Source organism: Sphaerisporangium album, assembly GCF_003323745.1.
In the GTDB taxonomy this organism is placed as follows: domain Bacteria; phylum Actinomycetota; class Actinomycetes; order Streptosporangiales; family Streptosporangiaceae; genus Sphaerisporangium; species Sphaerisporangium album.
In genome coordinates, this window is record NZ_QOIL01000011.1 from 113034 (window position 1) to 134618 (window position 21585).

The window sequence follows — 21585 nt, forward strand, 5'->3', positions numbered from 1 at the left end:
ACCGGGGAGTTCCTCGTACGTACCGGCCTCAGCTCTACGTACGGGTGCTGTGCGGGTGGTCATGGGCGGAGCTCCTCGTGCATGTCGAAGCGGAAGCGCAGCGTGGCGGCGACCTCCTGGACGGGGGGCTCGTCCGAGAGCCGGGCGGTCATCTCGTGCATCGCGGGGTCGACGCGCTCGCCCGCGAGGCGGACCAGCTCCGCGAGGTTCCAGGGCTGGCGCCCGGCGGTGTCGACGATCTTCTCCATCACGGCCTTGGCCAGCGCCGGACCCCACGGCGCGGGCAGGCCGCCCAGCATCATGATCAACTGACCGTCGACCGGCTGGTCGTTGACGAGTTCGGCCGCCCTGTCGGCGCGCTCGGCGGGAGGCAGGACGGCGAGCAGGTCGCTGAGCGGCTCGACGGCGAACAGCGCCCGCGCCCAGGTGGGATCGTTCTGCAGGACCGCCGCGCGTTCCCAGCCGAGCCTGATCTCGCGCGCCCAGTCGCCGGTGTTGAGCGCGACGATCTGCTTGGCGGAAAGACCGAAGTGGCCGGTCCAGAACGTGAGCGGCGTGTGCGCGACGACCTGCTGGAGCCACCAGCTCCGCTGCCCGGTGCCCGCCGGGGCGCGGGAGCGGACGCCGTCGCGCTCCATCGCGGCGTCGCACGACACCGGCGGCTCGACGTGGAGCCGCTCCCCGAAGACCCGCAGGCACCGCGCCGCCCGCTCGGACATCCTGCGCCCGAGCCGTGACTCCGGGAGCCGGGTGAGCAGGTCGGCGGCCTGGCTTCTGACCTCGCGCCGCCGGTCGTCCAGCGCGTCCTCCAGAAACGGCTCGTCGGCCATCGACAGCCCGTCCGCCAGGGCGTTGACGAAGGCCGCGCGGTCTTCCGGGGCCTCTTTGTCCCAGCTCTGAAGCAGCAGGGCCCGGGCCTTCACGGGAGTGGCGGCCCGCAGACCGCGGAAGAAGGACAGCCGATCCCCTCGGGTGCCGAACTCCCACAGCGGATGAACCGCCACCGCCTCGTCACCTTCGTCCCCCGGCGACGCTTCGGCCTCCGGCCCTGGCGGGGGCGCGTAGGTCGTGGCCTCCTCCAGCAGGTAGCCCCAGGCCTCGTTGAGCGAGGCCAGCCACCGCCCCCTGGCCCCCGCCAGGACGCCGATGGACGACCGCAGCGAGCGATCGCGCGTGCCGTGGTCGAGCACGCGGGGGACGAGCTTCGCCGGCAGGCGGTACCCCCGGCCGGCCGCGGCCTCCAGCCATTCGGCGAGCAACCGGGGATGCTCGCCGTCGAGGATGCGGGCCACGCGCTCACCTGCCGCCCGTGGCACGGGCGGCTGTTCTTCGGCGGGCGCGGCGGGCAGCGGCTCGCCCCTATGGAGCCGCTGCCCCGCGCGCGCCCCCACCGTGTGGGCCGCGGCCTGGCCGAGCAGGTCGGGCCGCGGACGCCGGTCGGTGCCGACCAGCGCGGCCGACACCAGCCGCTCCCACTCGTCGATCGTGGTCACCGGGACCCCTCTTTCTGACGACGTTCTTCGCCGCGTCGGCCCCGCGACGACGAATCGACGAGGCCGACGCGCCGACGGGCAGGCTCAATGGACGGACCGGCGCAGCGGACCACCGCGCCGGCGCGGTGCGGACCGGCGCGGTGCGGACCGGTGCGGTGCGGACCGGCGCAGTGGGTACCGGCGTGGCGTGGACCGGCGTGTAGGCGGGCGCGGGGCCTCATAAGACCACCACCTGGCCGTGCTCGTCCCACGTGGTGAGGGGGTGCAGGCCGTGGGGTGTCCACTCGGCGGCGACCGTCACCGGATGGCCTCCCGACACGGCCAGGAGCTTCCAGGGGAGACCGGCCGACGGATGCAGGGGCATGCCCTCCACCTGCTCGCCCGGCACCCCGCCGGCGTCGGCGAGAAGCCACCGGTCGCCTTGTGCGGCGGGGACGACGTCGCTCAGCAGCACCGGCCAGGTGTCGGCCCAAGGATCGCCCGCGAGCACGGCGGCCACCTGATCGAGCGCCTCGCGCACCCCCGAACCCGCCGGAACCCCGGACGGCGCCGTGCCATGCCGTACGGCCACCAGTGCCCTCAACGGGGCCGCTCCCGGGTAGAACGCCAGCTCGGCGTGGATGGTCGTGCCGGTGACCAGGGAGGCGTCCATGGCCTGGCCGACCGGCGCGAACGTCAGCACCAGCGCGAACCGCCCGTGGGTGCGCCCCCTCAGCCAGACCCGGCGCGACACGAGGCGGTCCAGCTCCTCGTCACGCAGGCCGATCACCTGCCACTCGTCCCGCACCGCGGGGCCGGCGAGCACGTCCTCGCGTGAGGTCGGAAAGCCGATGCGGGATCTGATGGTGTCGCGCAGCGGGGCGTGCAGCCCATCGGCGCGGCGGTAGCCGACCGCGAGCAGGTTGAGCAGGCCGTACTCGCCGAGCACGCGGGCCGGCCAGTCTTCCTCCGCGAGCACCCGGGTGAGGCGGGAGACCGTCGCCGCGACGCCGGGCGCCTGCGCGTCCACCAGCCGTCGCGTCAGCTCCTCCCACTGGGCCGGGGCGTTCTGCCGGGCTCCCGAAAGGCCCTGGCCGATCTGGTCGCCCAGCCAGCGCTCCAGCTCGGACAGCCCGGCGGCGACGCGCTCTTCACGCTGGGCCGCGCGACGCTCGCTGGCGGCGGTGTCGCCGGAACCCGTCTCAGGGACGCCGGTGGCCTCCGTCCCGGCGGGCGGCCCCTCGGGCGTTCTCGTGGCGACGGCCTTGGCGGCGCGGGCGCGGCGCTGGTCGAGCCACTCGGCGACCCAGGCGGGCGGCGCCTCGGCGGCGGGCACGCCGTCGGCCGACCAGAGCAACAGCAGGCCGAGGGCGTGCTTGCAGGGGAACTTCCTGCTGGGGCAGGAACAGCGGTAGGCGGGCTCGCCGAAGTCGACGCACGCGCGATACGGAGACGAGCCGCTGCCCTTGCACTCGCCCCACAGCGCGCCCTGCCCGGCGCCCGTCGCCGACCACTTCGCCGGCGTGCTCACGCTCTGCGCGCCCTTCTGGGAAGAGGCGTCGGGGGCGAGCGCGAGCACTTGATCACGGCTCCAACGTTCGATCACGAGCGGCACACTAGCGGCGCCCTCTGACAAAATCGGGGCCGTCCGCAGGGCGGCCGCCCGGTCCCTTGGAGATATGTGAAAGCCGCAGGTCGGCAGGGTGAGGTTGGCCGCAATCCCGTGCGCGTCAGATCCGGCCGGGCCCTCGCCACGCGGCCTCTGCGACAAATCATCATGCGTGGCCGTAGCCAGGATTACCGGTGGCGTGCCGGGTACGGGATCCGCCATGAACCTCATATGGGAACAATTGGTGGTGGACGCGGCGGATCCCGTTGCTCTGGGGCAGTGGTGGTCCAAGGCCCTCGGGTGGGTGGTGGTCAACGACGCCGAGGACGAGTACGAGATCCGGATGGCCGTCGACATCCTCCCCGGCCTCATCTTCGCGCCCGTGCCCGAGAAGAAGGAGGTCAAGAACCGACTGCACCTGGACTTCCGTCCCGAGGACCAGGACGCGGAGGTGGACCGCCTCGTCGCCCTCGGCGCCCGCAAGGTCGACGTGGGCCAGGGCGACGAGTCGTGGGTGGTGCTCGCCGACCCGGAAGGGAACGAGTTCTGCATCCTCGGCCCTCGCCAGTAAAAGGGGCGGACGCGGGTCTGACGCGAGGGGGATCAAGGCGGTGGGTGGCCTGCGCCCATTCCGAGGGTGATCGTCGCCGGTGGCTCATGGGTGCGCGATTTGAGGCGTTTGGCGGCTGACGGTGGTTCTGTCATGGACGGGTGTGTCTCCGCCCTGGTTGCGGCTTGGTGGGGGTGCCCGGCTCTCGTTGGGCCCCGCTCGGCGGTGACCCCCGCTGTGGGAAGGGCGTCGGCCTGTATGTGATCACTTTTAGAGGTGTGCTTGACTCTGGGTGCTTTGGCGTGGTTTCGCGGGTGCTCGGGGGACGTGGGGTTTGGTTGTTGTGGGGGTTTTGAGGGGGTTCGGGTGGCCTAGGACCAAAGGCCGAGGTGGTCGGCTGATGTGGGGGCGGGGACGGGGGCTTAGCTTGAGGCGGTGTCTACAGTGGTGATCGAAACTCCTGTCGGAGCGCCTCCTCCCGGTGTGCTCAGCCGTCCATATCGGGCGATCAGCATCGGCATGGTCGCACTGGTCCTTCTTCTGGCGTTCGAGTATCTGGCTGTGGCGACCGCCATGCCGGTGGTGGCGAAGGCGCTCGACGGGTTGCCCCTGTACGGGCTGGCGTTCAGCGGTTCGATGGCGGCCAGCGTGATCGCCACGGTGGCGGGCGGCCGGTGGAGCGACGTCCGGGGACCGGTGGCGCCGCTGTGGGCGGGGGTCGGCGGTTTCACGCTCGGACTGCTGATCGCCGGCTTCGCCCCGACCATGCACCTCCTGATCATCGGCAGGTTCGTCCAGGGAATCGGCGGCGGCCTGTTCTCGGTGGCCCTGTACGTCGTGGTAGCCCAGGTCTTTCCCGCCGCGATGCATCCGAGGGCGTTCTCCCTGCTCGCGGCGGCGTGGGTGCTTCCGTCCGTCGTCGGCCCGGCGATCACGGGCGCGGTGGTCGAGCACGTCGGCTGGCGGTGGGTCTTCCTCGGCATCCCGATCTTCGTCGCCCCGGCGGCGCTGCTGCTGTGGCGCGGGCTCGCCGGCAGGACCTCCGCGCCGCCCAGGACGGACGCCGCTCCCTCCGGCGCCGGGTTCGGGGCCAGGCTGGTCTGGGGCGGGGTGGTCGCCGTGGGGGCGGCCCTGTTGCAGTACGGCAGCGGCCTCGGCGGGCGGGGGCTCGTCCTGCTGGCCGCCGGTCTGCTGGTCCTCGCGTTCGCCCTTCCCCGGCTGCTGCCCAGGGGCACCTTGCGCGCCGCGCGGGGCTTTCCCACCGTGGTCCTGCTGCGCGGCCTGGCCGCGGGCGCGTCGTTCGCGGCGGACGTGTTCGTGCCGCTCATGCTGACCGGCGAGCGCGGGCTGAGCCCGACCCAGGCGGGGCTCTTCCTCACCGGGTCGGCGCTGAGCTGGTCGCTGGCCTCGTGGATCCAGGGACGCGGGGTCCACGACCGCGACAGGCTGCTGCGCCTCGGCACCGCGCTGCTGGCCTCGGGTATCGCGGGCACGTCGTTGCTGGTCTTCGACGTGGTGCCGCTGGCCGTGGGCCTTGGGGCGTGGCTGGTCGCCGGGTTCGGCATCGGCCTGGTCTACCCGACGTTGTCCGTGCTGACCTTGGAGCTCTCCGAGCCGGGCAAGGAAGGCGTGAACAGCTCCTCGCTCCAGATCGGCGAGTCCGTCTTCTCGGTGGTGGTGATCGCCGTCACCGGCGCGGTGTTCGCCGGGCTGGACACCGCCTGGTGGGTCTACCTGCTCTGCTTCGGCATGATCGCGGGCCAGGCCGCCTTCGGCACGGTCACCGCCGGGCGCGTCCGGCGGTGACGGACGGGGTGACGGACAGGGGAGGAAAGGGATCACGGGGCCGTCGGCCTGACAGAACGGGCGGCCCCTGACCAGGGGGAACCATCGTGACCTCTGCCCGCGTTTGGACTGGATCCGCACAACGGGCACCATGGAAGGGCAGGTGTCCGACGAGGGGGTTCCATGCCACGCGTCCGTGAGCTCGAGGTCTTCCGGCTCGTCCTGCCCTATGGCAGGCGCCCGGAGAGCATCCTGGTGAAGCTCACCGACTACGGGGGGATGACCGGCTGGGGCGAGGTCGTGCAGGGCCCCGACCGTCCGCAGGCCGTACGCGCGGACGCCGCGGAGGACGAGCGGGACCCGGACGAGGCGGAGGCCGCCGAGGCCCGGGGCGACCGCGACCAGATCCTCGCCAAGACCTGGACCACGCTGGAGGAGTCCCTCGGCCCCGCGCTGCTCGGCGTCGACTGGGAGCACCCGGACGAGCTGGCCGCGGTCCCCGCGAGCCCCGCCGTGGACCTCGCCTGCTGGGATCTGTGGGCCCGCATGCGGGGCGTGCCGCTGGCGCACGCGATCGGCGGCACCCGCACGTCGGTGGTGGCCACCGTGCGCCTGCCCGCGGAGCGATCTCTGGAGGCGATGGTCGCGCGGGTCAACCGCCAGGTGGGCGCCGGATACGCCCACGTGACCCTGGACGTGCATCCGGGCTGGGACGTCGAGCCGGTGCGGGCGGTGCGCCAGGTGTACCCCGCGCTGGCACTGGCGGTGGACGCCCGGGGGATGTACACCGACGTCACGGCGCTGGAGGCCCTGGACGCCTACGACCTCACGGCGATCGAGCGGCCCTTCGGCGGGGTCGACGGCCCGCCCGACCTCGCCATGCACGCCGAGCTGCAGGGCAGGGTGTCCTCGCTGGTCGCGGTCGAGGTCCACTCGGTGCCCGCCCTGGAGGAGGCCATCGCGGCGCGCGCGGCCAGCGCCCTGCTGCTGCGTCCGTCGCGGTTCGGGTCGCTGCGGGCCACGCGGCTCGCCCACGACCGCGCGGCGGCGGCGGGCTGGGACATCACCGCGGCCGGTGGCAGGGGCACCGGCCTGGCCCGCGCGGCTACCGTCGCGGTCGCGAGCCTGCCGGGGTGCACGCTGCCCGGCGACGTGACCGAGCCGCCGCGCAGCGCCCAGATCGTGACGCCGCCGGTCGGGGCGTCCGGCGGCGTGGTGGCCGTCCCGCTGACCCAGCCGGGCCTCGGGCACCTGGTGGATGAGGACCGCGTCCGGCGGCTCGCCCGCGACTCCTTCCGTATGTGAGCCGGACGAGGCGTGAGGCGGGCCACGTCAGCCGATCGACTGGTCGTGCCGGAAGACGTCGTACGGGTCCCACACCCGCTTGACCTGGAGCAGCCGCTCGTAGTTCTCGCCGTAGTACAGCCGGTACCAGGGGACGTCCGAGGTGTTCCACGCGTCACTGCCGAGATCGCGGTCGGGGTAGTTGATGTAGCAGCCGTCGGTGACCGCCTCCGGGTCGGTCGTGCCGCCCGCCACCGCGGGCACCGGGACGCCGCCCGTGTCGCGGTAGACCCCGCGGTACAGCTCGCGCATCCACCGTTCGTGCTCGGCGTCCTCCGCCGGGTCGGTCCAGTAGGTCTGGTACTGCAACTTCATGATCGAGTCGCGCTGGACGACGGCCGTGTCGGGGGCGTCGACCGCGTTGATCTCGCACCCGTAGGTGTCGACCTGGATCAGCGCCTCGGGGTTGTCGTAGCCGGTGTTGTCGTAGTCGCCGCAGTCGGGGTCGCGGGTGTTGGACAGGAAGTTCCACATGGTCCGGATCTGGGCCTCTGGGAACGTCTTCCGCATATATGCGGACTTGTACTTTCCACGCCGGTTGGGGCCCGAGCCGTTGAGCGTCTGCGTCGCCTGGATCCAGGGCATGAGGCGCGGCCGCTCGTGCAGCCCCGGCACCTGCGGATGCTCGCCCATGCCCACGTCCAGCTCGGTCCGCGCCAGGCCGACGTTCTCCTCCACCTGGGCCAGGAACGCCTCCAGCCGTTCCCTGCCCGTCAGGGGGTTGGTCGCCTCCACCTGCGTGATCAGCCCGATCTTGCCCGCCGACCTGTGGGTGAGCTTCAGGATGGAGAACAGGTCGGCGTACTCGCTGCGCGTCCCGCTGTTCTCGGCGCAGAAGCGTCCGAAGTTGCCGACGAGCTGGGCGAAGCGCTCGTACGTCAGGTCCTTCCACTCCCAGGCGACGGCGCTGAGCCACACGTTGATCGGAGGCCGGGGCAGGTTCCTGAACCAGTAGCGGGTGATGATCCCGAAGTTGCCGCCGCCGCCCCCGGTGTGCGCCCACCACAGGTCCCGCAGATGGCCCGCGTCGTCCTTGCGGGCGATCACGGCCTCGGCCCGGTAGTCGCTGTGCGGCTCGCGGCGCACGACGACGACCTCGACGGCGTACAGGTAGTCGACGGTGAGGCCGTGCCGCCGCGACAGCAGGCCGTACCCGCCGCCGCAGATGTGGCCGCCCGCGCCCACCGAGTAGCAGGACCCCGCCGGTAAGGTGAAGCCGGTCTCGCGGTAGAGCTGGGTGTAGTTGTGCCAGTTCGTCGACCCGGCCTCCACGCAGTAGGCGCCCATGCCGGGGTCGTAGTGGACGCGGTCCATCTGGCCCACGTCGATGATCACCTGTGTCTCGGGGTTGGACACGAAGTTCTCGTAGCAGTGTCCCCCCGAGCGGACGGCGATCCGGGTGCGGCCGCTGTTCAGGGCCTCGTTGAGAGCCCCGATCACGTCGGCGGTCGATCGTACGATCTTGATGTAGTCGGGATGCGACGTCCAGCGCTGGTTGAACCCTTGGCACAGCGCGCCGTATCTGTCGTCGATTCCCGTCACGGTGATGCCCGAACTGGCTTCCGCGTTGGACACTGCGCTCTCCTTGTGGGAATGGCCGGGGTCATCGGCGTTGTCGGCGTCTTCCCCGGCGCCGGCCTCGCCGGCCGTCTCCGGGGGTGACGCGGCGGCCGGCGGGGTCGCCGGCTTGATCGGCTTGATCGGCGTGGCCGCCGGCGCGGCCGTGCGCGGCCTGGAATGCCGGAACAACGCGCGGAACAGGCCACCCGGAGCGCGGAAGGGCGAGCGAAGGGGCATGGGCGGGGGCCGCTCTCAGGACGACCGCGTCGCGGGGGGCGGACACACAAGAAAGGCTTACCGTAGCCGGTCCACCACGGAAAGTGACGACGAAGGCACCGTTACGGAACCGTGACAACCGCGGGAGGGCGGCTCAGGCGGCGCAGATGCCCTCGTCCCGGTTCGGTGTGGCGGACGGTCCGGGTGTCCCGCGCTCCGGCGAAGCCGACGCCGTCGGGTCCGTGCCCGTCTCCCTGCCCGTCTCCGAGTCCGTGGTCTGCGGCGTCGGCGAGGGGGTGGACGTGCCCGTGATGCCCGGGGTCGCCGTGCCCGTGATCCCGGGGGTGGCCGCGGCCTGAGGCGCGGGAGAGTCGGTCGGCGCGGAGCGCCGCGCCGAGTCCCGCACGGCCTTGGCGGCCAGCTTGCGGATCAGCGTCCAGTCCGGGTCACCGGTGTGGATCAGCGGGGGGACGAACTGCACCCCCGCGACGCGGGCGTCCCTGACCTTGAGGGCCAGCGGCACGAGGTGCGAGAGCATCGGCCGTGGGATGTCGGTGCGGAACATGCCCTTGGTCGCCCGGGCGAGCTGGTTGAAGCGCAGCAGCACCGTCGCCGGGTCGGCCTGGTGCAGCAGCGCGTCGAGCACGCAGCGCTGGCGTCCCATGCGGGTGTAGTCGTCGCTGTAGGTGCGCGAGCGGGCGAACCACATCGCGTCCGCGCCGCGCAGCCGCCGGGTGCCCGCCTTGATCAGGCCCTCGTTGTACTTGCCGAACACCACGTCGGTGGGGACGGTGAGCTTGAGCCCGCCGAGGGCGTCGATGATCCTGGCGAGCCCCCACATGTTCACCATCGCGTACCAGTCGACCTTCAGGCCGAGAGTGTGGCCGATGGTCTCCTTCAGCGTCTCGGGGCCCATGCCGGTGCGTCCCCCGAACACCTCGGGGTGGGTCTCGGCGTACTCCCAGACGGAGAAGAGCAGGTCCTCGCGCGAGCCGTCTGGGTGGGCGGGGAGGCGGAAGCCGGTGGGGAACCGGCGGTGCATCGGGCTGTCCGGGGGGAAGCGCACGTTCTCCAGGTTGCGGGGCAGGCTGAACAGCACGGTGGCGCCGGTGCGCACGTCCACGCTGGCCAGGTTGATGCTGTCGGTGCGCACGCCTACGCGGTCCGGCTGCCAGTCGCCCCCGATGAGCAGGACGTTGACCCGCGTCCTCCCCTCCCAGGGGTCGGCCTCGGCCGGCGCGGGGGCGCCCTTGCTCGGGGCCGCCGCCACGGGCATGGGGGCGTCGAAGACGCTGTTGAGCGTGTCCTCTGAAACCAGGGCGTACTGGGCGACCGCGAAGAACGGCAGGGACACCGCGACGGCCAGCGTCCCCGCGAGGACACCGGAGACGACCTGGCCCGTCTGGGACAGCAGGGACGGCCGCAGAACGACGTACGAGCGGACGAGGAGGGCGAACCACCCGAGCGCGGCGAGAGCGGCGACCGCGATGACGCCGCGCAGCCAGGCCGGGTCGACCAGGAGCCCGGCGAGGTCGGCCCCCACCGTCAGGATCGTCACGCCGAGGGCCACCACCACCAGGACGTACGCGCCGAGCAGGATCATGCCGGTGCGGTGGCGCCCGGCGCGCAGGTGCGCCGAGCCGGGCAGCAGAGCCGACAGGGCCGTCCAGGCGATCACCTCGGCCGTTCTGGGCCGCTTGCTCGTGCCAGGCAATGATCCCCGCTCCCCCTAAGAGTCAGGGGGGCACAGTATCTAGATCACCCGTCCGGAACGTGAACACGCCGCGAACAAATCACGATATATCCGGACAACGCTGGTCAGGCGGCCACCATGAACCCCCGCCGGCCGCCCGCGAGGCACTACCAGGGACGAACCGCTACCAGGGGATGCCGAACAGCCCGTAGTACGCCGCCGTCACCAGCAGCAACGCGTTGCCGCCCAGCACCGCCGCCATCGTGTACCGCTGCCAGCGCCCCGGCTGCCACCCCTCGCGGTACGCCGCCACGACCGCCGCCACGGCGGCGACCTCCTGCACCAGCATGAGCAGGGCCAGCACCCGGACGATGAGCCACCCGGACAGGACCGCCGGCCACGCCCCCGCCTGGTTCACCGAGAACAGCACGATCAGCGTGATGAAGGCCAGTACGGAGGCCAGCAGGGCCACGCCCGTCCAGGCGATGCGGCGCAGGCGGCGGCGGATGACCGGCCACATCTCCGACCCGGCGGAGGACAGGGGCCCCCGGCCGCGCAGCCGCACCACCATCTCGGTGACCGGGGCCGCGACGTAGCCGACCGCCGTGAGCGTCAGCGCGAGCCCCAGGATGGCGCTGTGCGCGTACCACGGCGCCTGGGGGATGTCGCTGGCCTCGTAGCGCTGCACGGGCGTCGCCCCCGCGATCTGCGTGCCGGGCCGCGGGTGGGCCGTGGCGGGCAGCCCGAGAACCCAGTTCGCCAGCGTCTCCAGGTAACCCCGCGTGTACGCGCCGCCGTTGACGCGCATCGCGTGGTCGGCGCCGCCGAGAAAGCGGATCGTGTAGTCGGGGTTGTTCCCCGCGTCCAGTGCCGAGGTGAGCGTGTGCATGCTCTCGACGAACGGGATGGAGGGGTCCATCGTGCCGTACAGGGCGAGGACCGGCTGGTGCATGCGCCGCAGGTCGGGGACGCCGTCGTAGCGCAGGAAGTCGAACCCGACCCCGCCCATCGCCTTGGTCAGCAGCTCGCGGACGCCGAGCGGCGCGTGCAACCGCTCCAACTGCTCGTTGAGCGCCCAGGCCACCTGGCGCACGGGGGACACGTTGGGGGAGGACACCAGGACGCTGAAGCCGACGTCGTCGCTGGAGGCGGCGGCGATGGGGACCACCCAGCTTCCCTCGCTGACACCCCACAGACCCGTGCGGAGGGGGTCGACGTCGGCGCGCTGGCGCAGCACCCGGATCATGCGCAGGGCGTCGTCGGCGAGGAGGCCGAAGTCGCGGTGGCGGAAGTCGTACCCGATGCTGCGCTTGTCGTAGGTGAGCGTCACCACCCCGGCCTTGGCCAGCCACGTGGACTGCGTGGTGAAGTCGCCGCGGGCCCCGGAGCCCGAGCCCTGCACGAACACCATCGCGGGGTGCCGGCCCGGTGTGCGCGGCGCGCGGATCGTCGCGGTGAGCGCGGTGCCCTCGACGGGGACCGAGACGTCCTGGCTGGTGATGGCGCCGTTGTGCGCGACAGGGCGGTACTCCGCCGCGGGCTGGGCCGGGAGGGACTGAAGGCTCTCGGACAGCCGGGGCGGGTCGAACGCGGGCGGGGACAGCAGATAGCCCACTGACCCGAGCATCGCGAGCACCACCGCCGTCGCGACGCTCAACCGGCTACGGTCGGTCACGCCACCTCCTACTTCTGCGACCTCCCCGCGGAACCCCGTCCCCAGGTGTTCCGCCCACCCGACGGGACCCGGATCGAACGTTCACTACGCACAACACGATTACATCCCCACACACGACCTCAGATCATCAGGTTAAGTCACGGGGCACGAACGATGGTGCGGCCGGTACCGCATTTGTCGGTGGGACCTGTTAGCTTCCTGCGACATGCGTGTGCTGCACACCTCCGACTGGCACCTCGGGCGGGCATTCCACCGCGAAAGCCTCATCGGTGCCCAGGCGGCCTTCGTCGACCACCTGGTCGAGACGGTCCGCTCCGAACGCGTCGACGTCGTGGCCGTGGCCGGTGACGTCTACGACAGGGCGCTGCCCTCCGTGGACGCGGTCGCGCTGTGCAACGACGCCCTGCGCAGGCTCACGGCCGAGGGCGTGCGCACCATCCTGATCAGCGGCAACCACGACTCCGCGCGCAGGCTCGGCTTCGGCGCCGACCTGATCGACGCCGCGGGCGTGCACCTGCGCACCGACCCGGCCCGCGTGGGCGAGCCGGTCGTGGTCGGCGACGTCGCCTTCTACGGCATCCCCTACCTGGAGCCCGAGGTCGTGCGCGCGCCGTGGGAGCTCGCCGAGCGCAGCCACACGGCCGCTCTCCAGCACGCCATGGGCCTGATCCGCGCCGACCTCGCCGGTCGCGGCACGCGCGCGGTCGTGCTGGCCCACGCCTTCGTCACCGGCGGCGAGAGCAGCGACAGCGAGCGCGACATCAGCGTGGGCGGCGTCTCGCACGTGCCGGTCTCCGCCTTCGACGGCGTCGATTACGTCGCGCTCGGCCACCTGCACGGCAGGCAGCGCATGAGCGAGTCCGTCCGCTACTCCGGCTCGCCGATCGCCTACTCCTTCTCGGAGGAAAGACAGCACAAGGGGTCCTGGCTGGTCGACATCGGCCCGAAGGGCTTCGCCTCGGCCGAGTTCGTCCCCGCGCCCGTGCCGCGCCCGATCGCCAAGATCGCCGGCCGTCTGGACGGTCTGCTGACCTCGGAGGCGTGGGCCCGGTACGAGGACCACTGGCTGCATGTCACGCTCACCGACCCGCAGCGCCCCAAGGCCGCCATGGAGCGGCTCCGGCAGCGCTTCCCCCACACGCTGGGCCTCGCCTTCGAGCCGGAGGGCGGCGCCGAGGCCGTCCCCGAGGCGCCCCGCTTCGAGGGCCGTCCCGAGATCGACGTCGCCCTCGACTTCGTGCGCGCCGTGCGCGGCGAGCCCGCCGACGCCGACGAGAAACGGCTCCTCCAGGCGGCGGTCGAGGCCTGTCGGCTGAAAGAGGCTCTGGTCTGAATGCGTTCGTGCCAGGCTGGAGCGCGTGACCTCGTCATGCCCTCGATCACCCCCGCGCCGGGAGGCTTCCTGAGATGAGGCTGCACCGGCTCCGGCTCACCGCCTTCGGGTCCTTCCCCGGCAGCGAAGAGGTCGACTTCGACGCGCTCGGGGAAGCGGGCCTGTTCCTCGTGCACGGCCCCACGGGCGCGGGCAAGACCACCGTGCTCGACGCCGTCTGCTACGCGCTCTACGGCCAGGTGCCCGGCCTGCGCAACAACGCCCGGCGCCTGCGCTGCGACCACGCGCCCGCCGACCGCGGGCCGGAGGTCACGCTCGAGGTCACCCTGCGCGGCCGCCGCCTTCGGGTCACGCGTTCCCCCGTCTGGGATCGGCCCAAGCTGCGGGGCGAGGGGGTCATCGAAGAGAAGGCCAAGGTCCGCGTGTGGGAACTGCCGCCCTCGGGCGAGCCGGTGTTCCACACCAACCGCGCGGACGAGGCCGGGGAGTTCATCGGCGGGCTGCTCGGCATGAACGCCGACCAGTTCTGCCAGGTCGCGATGCTGCCCCAGGGCGACTTCGCCCGCTTCCTTCGCGCCGACGGCGACGAGCGGCGCAAGCTCCTGGAGAAGCTGTTCTCCGTCAAGATCTACAGCGAGGTCGAGCACTGGCTCGCCGACCACCGCACCGCCGCCTGGCAGGAGCGCCAGGAGCTCCGCGCGCGCGTCGACTCCGTCCTCGACCAGATGCGCGGCGCGGCCGGTCCCGCGCTGCTGGCGGCGCCGTCCGGTGACGACGCGCGGTCCGGGCAGGGCGAGCTCGGCGAGCGTTCCGCTCTCGGCGCGCGCGGCGGCCGCGAGGCCGGCGGCCCGGACGTTCGCGCCGATCACGACCCGCAGGACAAGCCGCTGGAGTGGGCCCGCGATCTGCTCGCGGCGGCCGAGCGGGTGTGGGCCGCGTACGCGGGCGAGCGCGCGGCCGGCGAGCACGTCCTGAAGTCGGCGAGGGCCGAGCTGGAGGCCGGCCGCGAGCTGGCCCGGCGCCGCCGCGCCCACGCCGACGCCCAGGCCAGGCGCGACGAACTGGACCGCGCGGCCGAGGAGCGCTCCGACCTGGAGACGATCCTCGCCGAGGCCGCCCGCGCCGACCGGGTGGCGCCCTTGCTTCAGCAGGCCGAACAACGGGCCGAGGCCGCGGCCAAGGCCCGCCGCCTCGCCGCCGACGCCACGGCCCGCGCGTTGCCGCTGCTCCCCGAGAGCGAGCGGCCGTCCGCGCGGTCAGGCGCCGACGGGCCGATCGAAGGGGACTCCGCGTGGTCCCGTTCCGGTGTGCCGCCGCAGTGGCCCGATTCCGGGGAGCCGTGGGAGGGGGACTCCACGGGGGCCGATCCCGAGGGGCTGTCCGGGAGGCTGTCCGCGTGGCCGGATCCGGAGCGGTTGTCCGAGCTGGAGCGCGTGCGCAGGGACGAGGTCGCCCGGCTGGAACAGCTCGTGCCCGAGGAGTCGCGGCTGGCCCGGTTGTACGACGAGCTGGCCGGGGCGGGCCGTCGCCTGGAGGGCCTGGCGCGCGAGGAGGCCGAGACCGACCGGCGGCTGGCCGTCCTCCCGGAGCTCCGCAGGGACACGGGCGAGCGTCTGGCGCTGGCACGCCTCGCGACCTCCGGCCTTCCGACGGCGCGCGCCGCCGTCTCGGCCACCGCCCGCCACCTCGACGCGGTCCGCCGCCGGGAAGAGCTGGCCGCCGAGGTCGCCACCGCCCACGACCGGTTCGTCACCGCCCTCTCCCGGTTGCCGGCCGCCCTGACCGGAGGCCTGCCCGTCGCCGCCCCCGCGCCGGACGATCGTGGGACGGTCGCCGGCCCGCTCGGCGCCTCCCCGCCGGACGACGGGGGCATCGGTCTGCCCGCCGCGGTGGCCGGCGGCCTGGCCGTCGACATGAGGGAGGTCGCGCGCGCGGTCCGCGAGCGGCTCGCCGAGTGGGAACGGGACCACCGGGACGAGCTGGCGGGGCTAGAGCACCGCCGCGCCGAGGAGGCCCGCTTCGCGGACGTGCGCGCCGAGCTGGCGGACGCGGACGAGCGGCTGGCCGGGCTGGCCGAGCGGGAGGCCGCCCTCGCCGGCGCCCAGGCGGAGCTCCCCGCGACCCTCGCGCGGATGGACGAGCGCCTGGCCGCCGTACGCCGGCGGGCCGCGCTGATCCCCGCCGCCGAGAACGCGTTCAACGCCGCCTGCGCCCTGCTGGAGCACGCCGAGCGCCGTGACGCGCTGGTGGCCGAGCTGGAGGCCGCCGAGGCCGAGCGGCGCGCGGCCACCGACGAGGCCCAGGAGCTGCGCGACCGCCTCCAGTCCATCCGGCAGGCCCGCATCGAGGGCATGGCGGCCGAGCTCGCGCACGGGCTGGTCCCGGGCGAGCCGTGCGTGGTCTGCGGGTCGACCGACCACCCCGAGCCCGCCCTCGCCGCCGAGTCCATGCCCACGGTCGACGACGAGCTGGAGGCCGAGGCGCGGGCCGACGCCGCGCAGGACGCCCGCCAGGCCGCCGAGGGCCGGGTCGCGGTGCTGTCGTCCCAGCTCGACGAGGCCGAGGCCCGCGCCGAGGGGTACTCGGTGGGCGAGGCCCTCGCCGCTCGCGAGGAGGCCGAGGGCGAGCTGGCCGCGCTCGCCGTGGCGGCGGAGGAGGCCGACGAGCTCGCCGAGCGGGCCCAGGGCGTCCGTGAGGCGCTCGGCGACGCTCAGGCCAAGGTGCGTGACCTCGACCTGCTTGCGGCCGAGCAGCGCACCCACCGCGCCGCGCTCCAGGCAGAGCTCGACCGGCTCACGGCCGTCCTCGACACGGCCCGGGGAGCCGACGCGTCCGTGGCCGCCCGGCGTGACCGCGTCGGCGAGGAGGCACGGCTGCTCGGCCTCGCCATCGAGGCCGCCGCGAGCCTCGGCGAGGCCGCGACCGTCCACGAGGAGGCCGGAGCCGCCGTGCGCCGCGACGTCCCCGAGGTCCTCCGGCTCCTCGACGCCGCCGAGACGGCCGCGCGCGAGGCCACGGCCCCGCCAGGCGTCACGCCGGCGCCGGAGCCGGGGTCGCGCGAGCATGTCACGGCCGCGCCGGACGTCACGCCGGACCTGGGGCCGCGCGGGTCGGGGGTCGATGGTCCGGATGATGGGGAGCGCGACGGCGGGCGCGAAGCCGACGGGGCGACGTTGGAAGGGGCCGGGCGGATCGCCGTGCGCGCCGAGGAGGCGCTGGGGCGGCTGCGGGAGGCCGGTGACGCGGAGACCGAGCTCGCCGAGGCGGCGGCGCGTATCGACGCCGAGCTCGCCGAGCTGAACGAGCGGCTCGCCCGCACGGGCGTGGAGCTCGCCGCCGAGCGGGTCAAGCAGGGAGGGCTCACGGCCGAGTCCGAACGGCTGGCCGAACGGCTCGGCGCCGCGCGGGGCGAGGACGCCACGCTGGCCGCGCGCCTGGACCGGCTCGCCGACGAGGCCGAGCTGCTCCGGGACGCCGCCGAGGTAGGACGCCACGCCCGTTCGGCCGCGGCAGAACGGGAGGCCGCCGTCGCCAGGGCCGAGAGCGCGGCGGCGGAGGCCGGCTTCGCGGGGGTCGAGGACGCCCGCGCGGCGACGCGCACGCCGGCGGCGCGCCAGGGCATGGCCGAGCGGCTGCGCGCGCTGGACGCCGAGCACACCGCCGTGGCCAAGCTGCTGGCCGACCCGCAGCTGGCCGAGGCCGCCGCGCGGCCCGCTCCCGACCTGCCCGCGCTCACCGAGGCGTTCGAGCGCGCCGAGCGCGAGCACGGCGAGCGCGTCTCGGCCTGCGACCAGGCCGCCGCCCGCCGCGACCGGCTCGCCGCGCTGGCCGGGGACCTGGAGGACACGATGGCGCGCTGGCGTCCCGCCGAGGACCGCCACAAGCTCGCCAAGGGGCTCGCCGAGCTGGCCGTCGGCACGTCGTCCGACAACGTCCCGCACATGCGCCTGTCGTCCTACGTGCTGGGGGAGCGGCTGCGGCAGGTCGTGGCGGCGGCCAACACCCGCCTCGACCACATGTCGGGCGGCCGTTACGTCCTGCTGTACGACCCGCGCAAGGCGGCGGGCGACCGCAAGCGGGCGGGGGGCGGTCTCGGCCTGCGGGTCCTGGACGGGTGGACGGGCGTCGATCGCGATCCGGCCACCTTGTCCGGCGGCGAGGCCTTCATGACCTCCCTGGCGCTGGCGCTGGCCCTCGCCGACGTCGTGACCGCCGAGGCGGGCGGCGTCGAGCTGGGCACGCTGTTCATCGACGAGGGGTTCGGCAGTCTCGACGAGGACACCCTCGACGGCGTCCTCGACATCCTGGACGAGTTGCGGGACGGCGGCAGGGCCGTCGGCATCGTGAGCCATGTCGGGGAGCTGCGCGCGCGCGTCCCGGCGCAGTTGCGGGTCGTCAAGAACCGCTTCGGCTCCCGTCTTTCCCTGGCCGTTCCCGGATAGACCGCCACGTATGGGAACGTTGTCATGCCTGTGATGGTTGGTGCCTGTGGGATCGACGACACCCCTGGGATGGCGTACGGCGGGACAAATTCGATCAGTTGGGGGAGAGCACGGGGATGGACGTCCCAAAGCCGCGTGGTGACCGGCTCACCGGGGTGATCGCGGCGGTCGTGGTCGGTGCGCTCGGGGTCACGGCGGCCCTGGTCGGGGTGGGCGTGTCCAGCGCCAGTCCCAGGCTCGCCGACATCGGCGCGTGGCTGTGGAGCTCGCACACGGGCTCGGTGGTCCACGCCAACGGCCTGTCCGGCAAGGTGGACGGGCGCATCGACAAGGTCGCCGGGGCCGGCCGCGACCTCGACATCGTCCAGGACGGCACGACGGTGCTGCTCGTCGACCGCGCGACCGGGGCGGTCAGCCGCATCGAGCCGAGCAGGCTCACCATCGTCCAGACCCGCGACTTCAAGGCCGCCCGCCTCCAGGTCGTCGTGGCCGGGGACGCCGCGTACGCCGTCGACCCGGAGGGCACCGTCCAGCGCATCGACCCGGCCACCCTCAACGCCGTCGGCGCGCCCGTCACCCTGCCCCGCCCGCTCGGCCGCGCCGCCTTCGACGGGGGCGGCACGCTGTGGGTTCCGGTGCCCGCGCGCGGCCAGGTCGTGCCGATCCACGGCGGCGTCAAGGGCCGGGAGGTCCCGGCCGGTGACGCCGGTGACCCGCTGTCGCTCACCGTCGCCGGTGGCCTGCCCGTCGTCGTGAACACCCGGGCCGCGAACGCGGTCACGATCGGCGCGGACGGCACGCGCTCGCGCTTCACTCTGCCCGAGGCGGTCACCTCGGCCGGGCACGGCGGCGTGCTGTCGCCGGCGATGACCGAGGGCTCGACCGTGCCGCTCCTGGTCCCCGGCCCGGATGGTCTGCTGCTCCTGCTCGACTCCGCGTCCGGGCAGATCGCGCAGACGAAGCTGGCGCAGGTCGTCGACGACCCCTCGGCGCTGGGGGTGCCGCAGGTGCTCGGAAGCCGCGCGTACATCCCGGACACCGGCAGCGGACGGCTGATCGTCTGGGACGCGGCGGCGAAGGGATTCGTCACGCCCATCCAGGTCACGAAGCACAAGGGCGATTTCGAGGTCTTCGTGCGAGACGGGCTGCTGTGGGCCAACGAGGGCGACGGCGCCGTCGTGGTCGACCCCGAGGGGCGCGAGCAGCGCGTCCAGAAGGACGATCCGGACGTTCCCGGCCCGACGCGCACCCCGAGGCCCGAGCCGACGCCGAGCGCGCCGCCCACCGACGACGGCAGCCCGCCGCCGTCCGATCCGCCGGTCTCCGACCCGACCGGCCGGGATCCGACTCCCACCAGGTCGCGTGACGCCGTGCCTCCCGAGGCCACCCCGACGCCCGAGCGCACCCGCACGCGCGGGCCGTCGCCCACCGCGAGCCCGACGCCCTCGGCGCCCGGCGCGCCCGGGTCGGTGAGCGTGCAGTCCGGCCCCGGCAGGATCGACGTGACGTTCTCCCCGTCGGCGGGAGGCCGGGTCGACCACTACACGCTGACCGCCTCCGCCCCGGGCGGGGACGTGACGCCCGCGCGGGTGGGCGGTAAGGGCCCGTTCCGGTTCCAGGTGACCGGCGGCGACTGCGCCAAGGAGTACACCTTCGTCGTGGTCGCCCACTGGAAGGGCGGTGAGGTGTCCTCGGAGCCGAGCGGCGCCGCCAAACCGTGCGTCGCGCCCGCCGCCCCCGCGAACTTCCGGGCCACGCCGAAGAACCACGGCGCCGACCTGTCGTGGGACGCGCCCGGGAACGCGCGCGGGTCGGACACCACCTACTCCCTGTCCGGCGCCGCCGCCAAGGACGGCATCACCGCCACCTCCTTCGGTGTCGACGGCCTGAAGAACGCGCAGAGGTACGACTTCGTGCTGAAGGCGAAGAACGCGGCCGGGGAAGGACAGGCCACGGCCTCCGCCACGGCCGACCTCGCCTACCCGCGCCGGGCGTACGAGAACGCGTACAACGACCAGACCGACACGATCATCCGCCCCGGCACCGGCAAGACGGGCGAGGTCGGGCGGATCCCGCGGGGCCAGTACAGGTCCATCACCGTGATCTGCCAGCTCAAGGGCGACTCGGTCACGGAGGCGGATTCGGGGGAGACCAGCGACGTCTGGGACCGCATCGAATGGAACGGCGGTGTCGCGTACCTGAGCGACACGCTGATGAAGACACCACGCGGCGGATTCCCCGCCGCGCCGTTGTTCCAATGCGACGACTGATCAGGGGGACGACGTCGTGACCCACACACCGCGGCACAGCGACCAGGGGCGCGCCGACCCCCGGCCACCCGCCGACCCGCGCGTCCCCGCGGACCAGCCTTATGGCGCCCTGCCCCCGGGCGGAGCCACGCCGGCCGCCGGCGGTCAGGTCGACGAGCGGCCGTACATGACCGGCGGTGGCCGCACCGACGACCGGCCGTACACCGGCGCCGCGTACGGCGCCGAGCCGCCCGCCGCGCCGTACGGAGGCGCGGACCACGCGAGCACGGGGTACTCGGGCCGGCCCTACCTTCCCGAGCACGTCGGCCCCGCCCTGCCCTACGGCGCACCCGTCCAGGCCGATCCCGGCATGACCATCCCCAATCAGGGACGGACGGCCGTCGCCGATCATGCTGCGGCGACGCCCTATCGGGTGGGCCAGGAGGACATGGGCTCCCGCTACGGCGCTCCGGGGGGTGCGCAGGGCGGGCAGTTCAGCCCGATCGGTCAGGGCATGCAGACCGATCAGGGCGCGCACACCAGTCAGATCGGGCAGGCCGGTTCCGATCCGATCGGCCAGGCCGCTCAGGCCGGTCAGGGCGGTCAGGACGACATGGCGGCGCTGGCGCTGCAGTTCCAGCAGCGGTTCCAGGCGCTCGCCGCCAACATGGAGCAGGTCATCCGGGGCAAGCGGGAGACCGTCGAGCTGGCGCTGATCTGCCTGTTCTGCGAGGGCCACGTGCTCATCGAGGACGTGCCGGGAACGGGCAAGACCACGCTGGCGCGCAGCCTCGCGGCGAGCATCCAGGCCGAGCTGCGCAGGGTGCAGTTCACACCCGACCTGCTGCCGTCCGACATCACCGGGGTGTCCATCTTCGACCAGGCCAGCCACAGCTTCGAGTTCCACCGGGGGCCCGTCTTCGCCAACCTCGTCCTCGCCGACGAGATCAACCGCGCGTCGCCCAAGACGCAGGCCGCGCTGCTGGAGGTCATGGAGGAACGACGCGTCACGGTCGACGCCGAGTCCCACCCGGTGCCGCGCCCGTTCATGGTCCTGGCCACCCAGAACCCGGTGGACATGGACGGCACCTACCCGCTGCCCGAGGCACAGCTCGACCGCTTCCTCATGCGCGTCGCGGTGGGCTATCCCGACCACGCGTCCGAGGTGGAGGTGCTCAAGGGCATGCCCACCGGCCCGCAGGTGGAGCGCCTTCCGCTCATCGCGCGCGCCGCCGACGTCGCGGGCATGATCGACTTCGCGGCGCGCATCCATGTCGCCGACTCCATCTACGACTACGTCGTCGCGGTGGTGGGCGCCACGCGGCGCTCGCCCGAGGTCCGGCTGGGGGCGAGCCCCCGGGCCAGCCTCGCGCTGCTGCGCGCGTGCAGGGTCAGGGCGGCGGCGGCAGGGCGGCACTATGTCGTTCCCGAGGACGTCAAGGCGCTGGCGGTGCCCGTCCTGGCCCACAGGCTCCTGCTCACCGCCGAGGCCGAGCTTCGCGGTCGCACCGCCATGGCGATCGTCGCCGACACCCTCGCGACGACCCCCGGCCCCCAGGCACTCGCCGGAGTCTGACCCCGTGCCGACACCCCCGCCCGGCCGCCCGAACACCTTCGCCGTGCCCGGCCGCCTCCCCGTCTCCAGGGTCACCGAAGC

Annotated in this window: 12 protein-coding genes; 7 read left to right on the forward strand and 5 right to left on the reverse strand. The window is 73.6% G+C overall.

Going from position 1 to position 21585, the window contains the following annotated elements; all coding sequences use genetic code 11:
- Nucleotides 1-59: 59 nt before the first annotated feature.
- On the reverse strand, nucleotides 60-1493 hold the full coding sequence (locus tag DQ384_RS20335) for a DUF5691 domain-containing protein (protein ID WP_245966634.1): 1434 nt from the start codon (nucleotides 1491-1493) through the stop codon (nucleotides 60-62).
- A gap of 217 nt (nucleotides 1494-1710) precedes the next feature.
- Nucleotides 1711-3078, reverse strand: a complete 1368-nt coding sequence (locus tag DQ384_RS20340) for an SWIM zinc finger family protein (RefSeq protein WP_114030583.1) — start codon at nucleotides 3076-3078, stop codon at nucleotides 1711-1713.
- Nucleotides 3079-3301: 223 nt separating this feature from the next.
- Here DQ384_RS20340 and DQ384_RS20345 point away from each other — a divergent pair, with 223 nt between their 5' ends.
- The 3 genes from DQ384_RS20345 to DQ384_RS20355 all read left to right on the forward strand — a co-directional run bounded on the left by DQ384_RS20345 (nucleotide 3302) and on the right by DQ384_RS20355 (nucleotide 6721).
- Nucleotides 3302-3652, forward strand: coding sequence for a VOC family protein (locus DQ384_RS20345; RefSeq protein ID WP_114030445.1), 351 nt, complete (start codon nucleotides 3302-3304; stop codon nucleotides 3650-3652).
- A gap of 462 nt (nucleotides 3653-4114) precedes the next feature.
- Nucleotides 4115-5437 carry an MFS transporter gene (locus tag DQ384_RS20350; RefSeq protein ID WP_245966635.1) on the forward strand — a complete coding sequence of 441 codons (1323 nt, stop codon included), beginning with the start codon at nucleotides 4115-4117 and terminating at the stop codon, nucleotides 5435-5437.
- A 162-nt stretch (nucleotides 5438-5599) separates the two neighbouring features.
- On the forward strand, nucleotides 5600-6721 hold the full coding sequence (locus tag DQ384_RS20355; RefSeq protein WP_245966636.1) for an enolase C-terminal domain-like protein: 1122 nt from the start codon (nucleotides 5600-5602) through the stop codon (nucleotides 6719-6721).
- 27 nt (nucleotides 6722-6748) lie between these two features.
- Here the strand turns inward: DQ384_RS20355 and DQ384_RS20360 are convergent, their stop codons facing one another.
- The 3 genes from DQ384_RS20360 to DQ384_RS20375 form a co-directional block, all read right to left on the reverse strand.
- Nucleotides 6749-8335, reverse strand: coding sequence for an FAD-binding oxidoreductase (locus tag DQ384_RS20360; RefSeq protein WP_114030447.1), 1587 nt, complete (start codon nucleotides 8333-8335; stop codon nucleotides 6749-6751).
- A gap of 355 nt (nucleotides 8336-8690) precedes the next feature.
- Nucleotides 8691-10250, reverse strand: a complete 1560-nt coding sequence (locus DQ384_RS20370) for an LCP family protein (RefSeq protein WP_245966637.1) — start codon at nucleotides 10248-10250, stop codon at nucleotides 8691-8693.
- Between the two features lie 163 nt (nucleotides 10251-10413).
- Nucleotides 10414-11904 (reverse strand): alpha/beta hydrolase family protein, encoded by a 1491-nt coding sequence (locus DQ384_RS20375; protein WP_245966638.1) that lies wholly within the window; start codon nucleotides 11902-11904, stop codon nucleotides 10414-10416.
- Nucleotides 11905-12109: 205 nt separating this feature from the next.
- On the opposite strand from DQ384_RS20375, the gene DQ384_RS20380 reads away from it, so the two are divergent.
- From DQ384_RS20380 to DQ384_RS20395, 4 genes are all read left to right on the forward strand, one after another.
- Complete coding sequence (locus DQ384_RS20380) at nucleotides 12110-13237, forward strand: exonuclease SbcCD subunit D (protein ID WP_114030449.1); 1128 nt, start codon at nucleotides 12110-12112, stop codon at nucleotides 13235-13237.
- 74 nt (nucleotides 13238-13311) lie between these two features.
- Nucleotides 13312-17679 carry an AAA family ATPase gene (locus tag DQ384_RS20385; RefSeq protein WP_114030450.1) on the forward strand — a complete coding sequence of 1456 codons (4368 nt, stop codon included), beginning with the start codon at nucleotides 13312-13314 and terminating at the stop codon, nucleotides 17677-17679.
- A gap of 116 nt (nucleotides 17680-17795) precedes the next feature.
- The gene (locus tag DQ384_RS20390) at nucleotides 17796-19949 is read left to right on the forward strand and encodes a fibronectin type III domain-containing protein (protein WP_114030451.1); all 2154 of its coding nucleotides are present in this window, start codon (nucleotides 17796-17798) and stop codon (nucleotides 19947-19949) included.
- A 16-nt stretch (nucleotides 19950-19965) separates the two neighbouring features.
- The gene (locus DQ384_RS20395) at nucleotides 19966-21504 is read left to right on the forward strand and encodes an AAA family ATPase (RefSeq protein ID WP_245966639.1); all 1539 of its coding nucleotides are present in this window, start codon (nucleotides 19966-19968) and stop codon (nucleotides 21502-21504) included.
- Nucleotides 21505-21585: the final 81 nt, after the last annotated feature.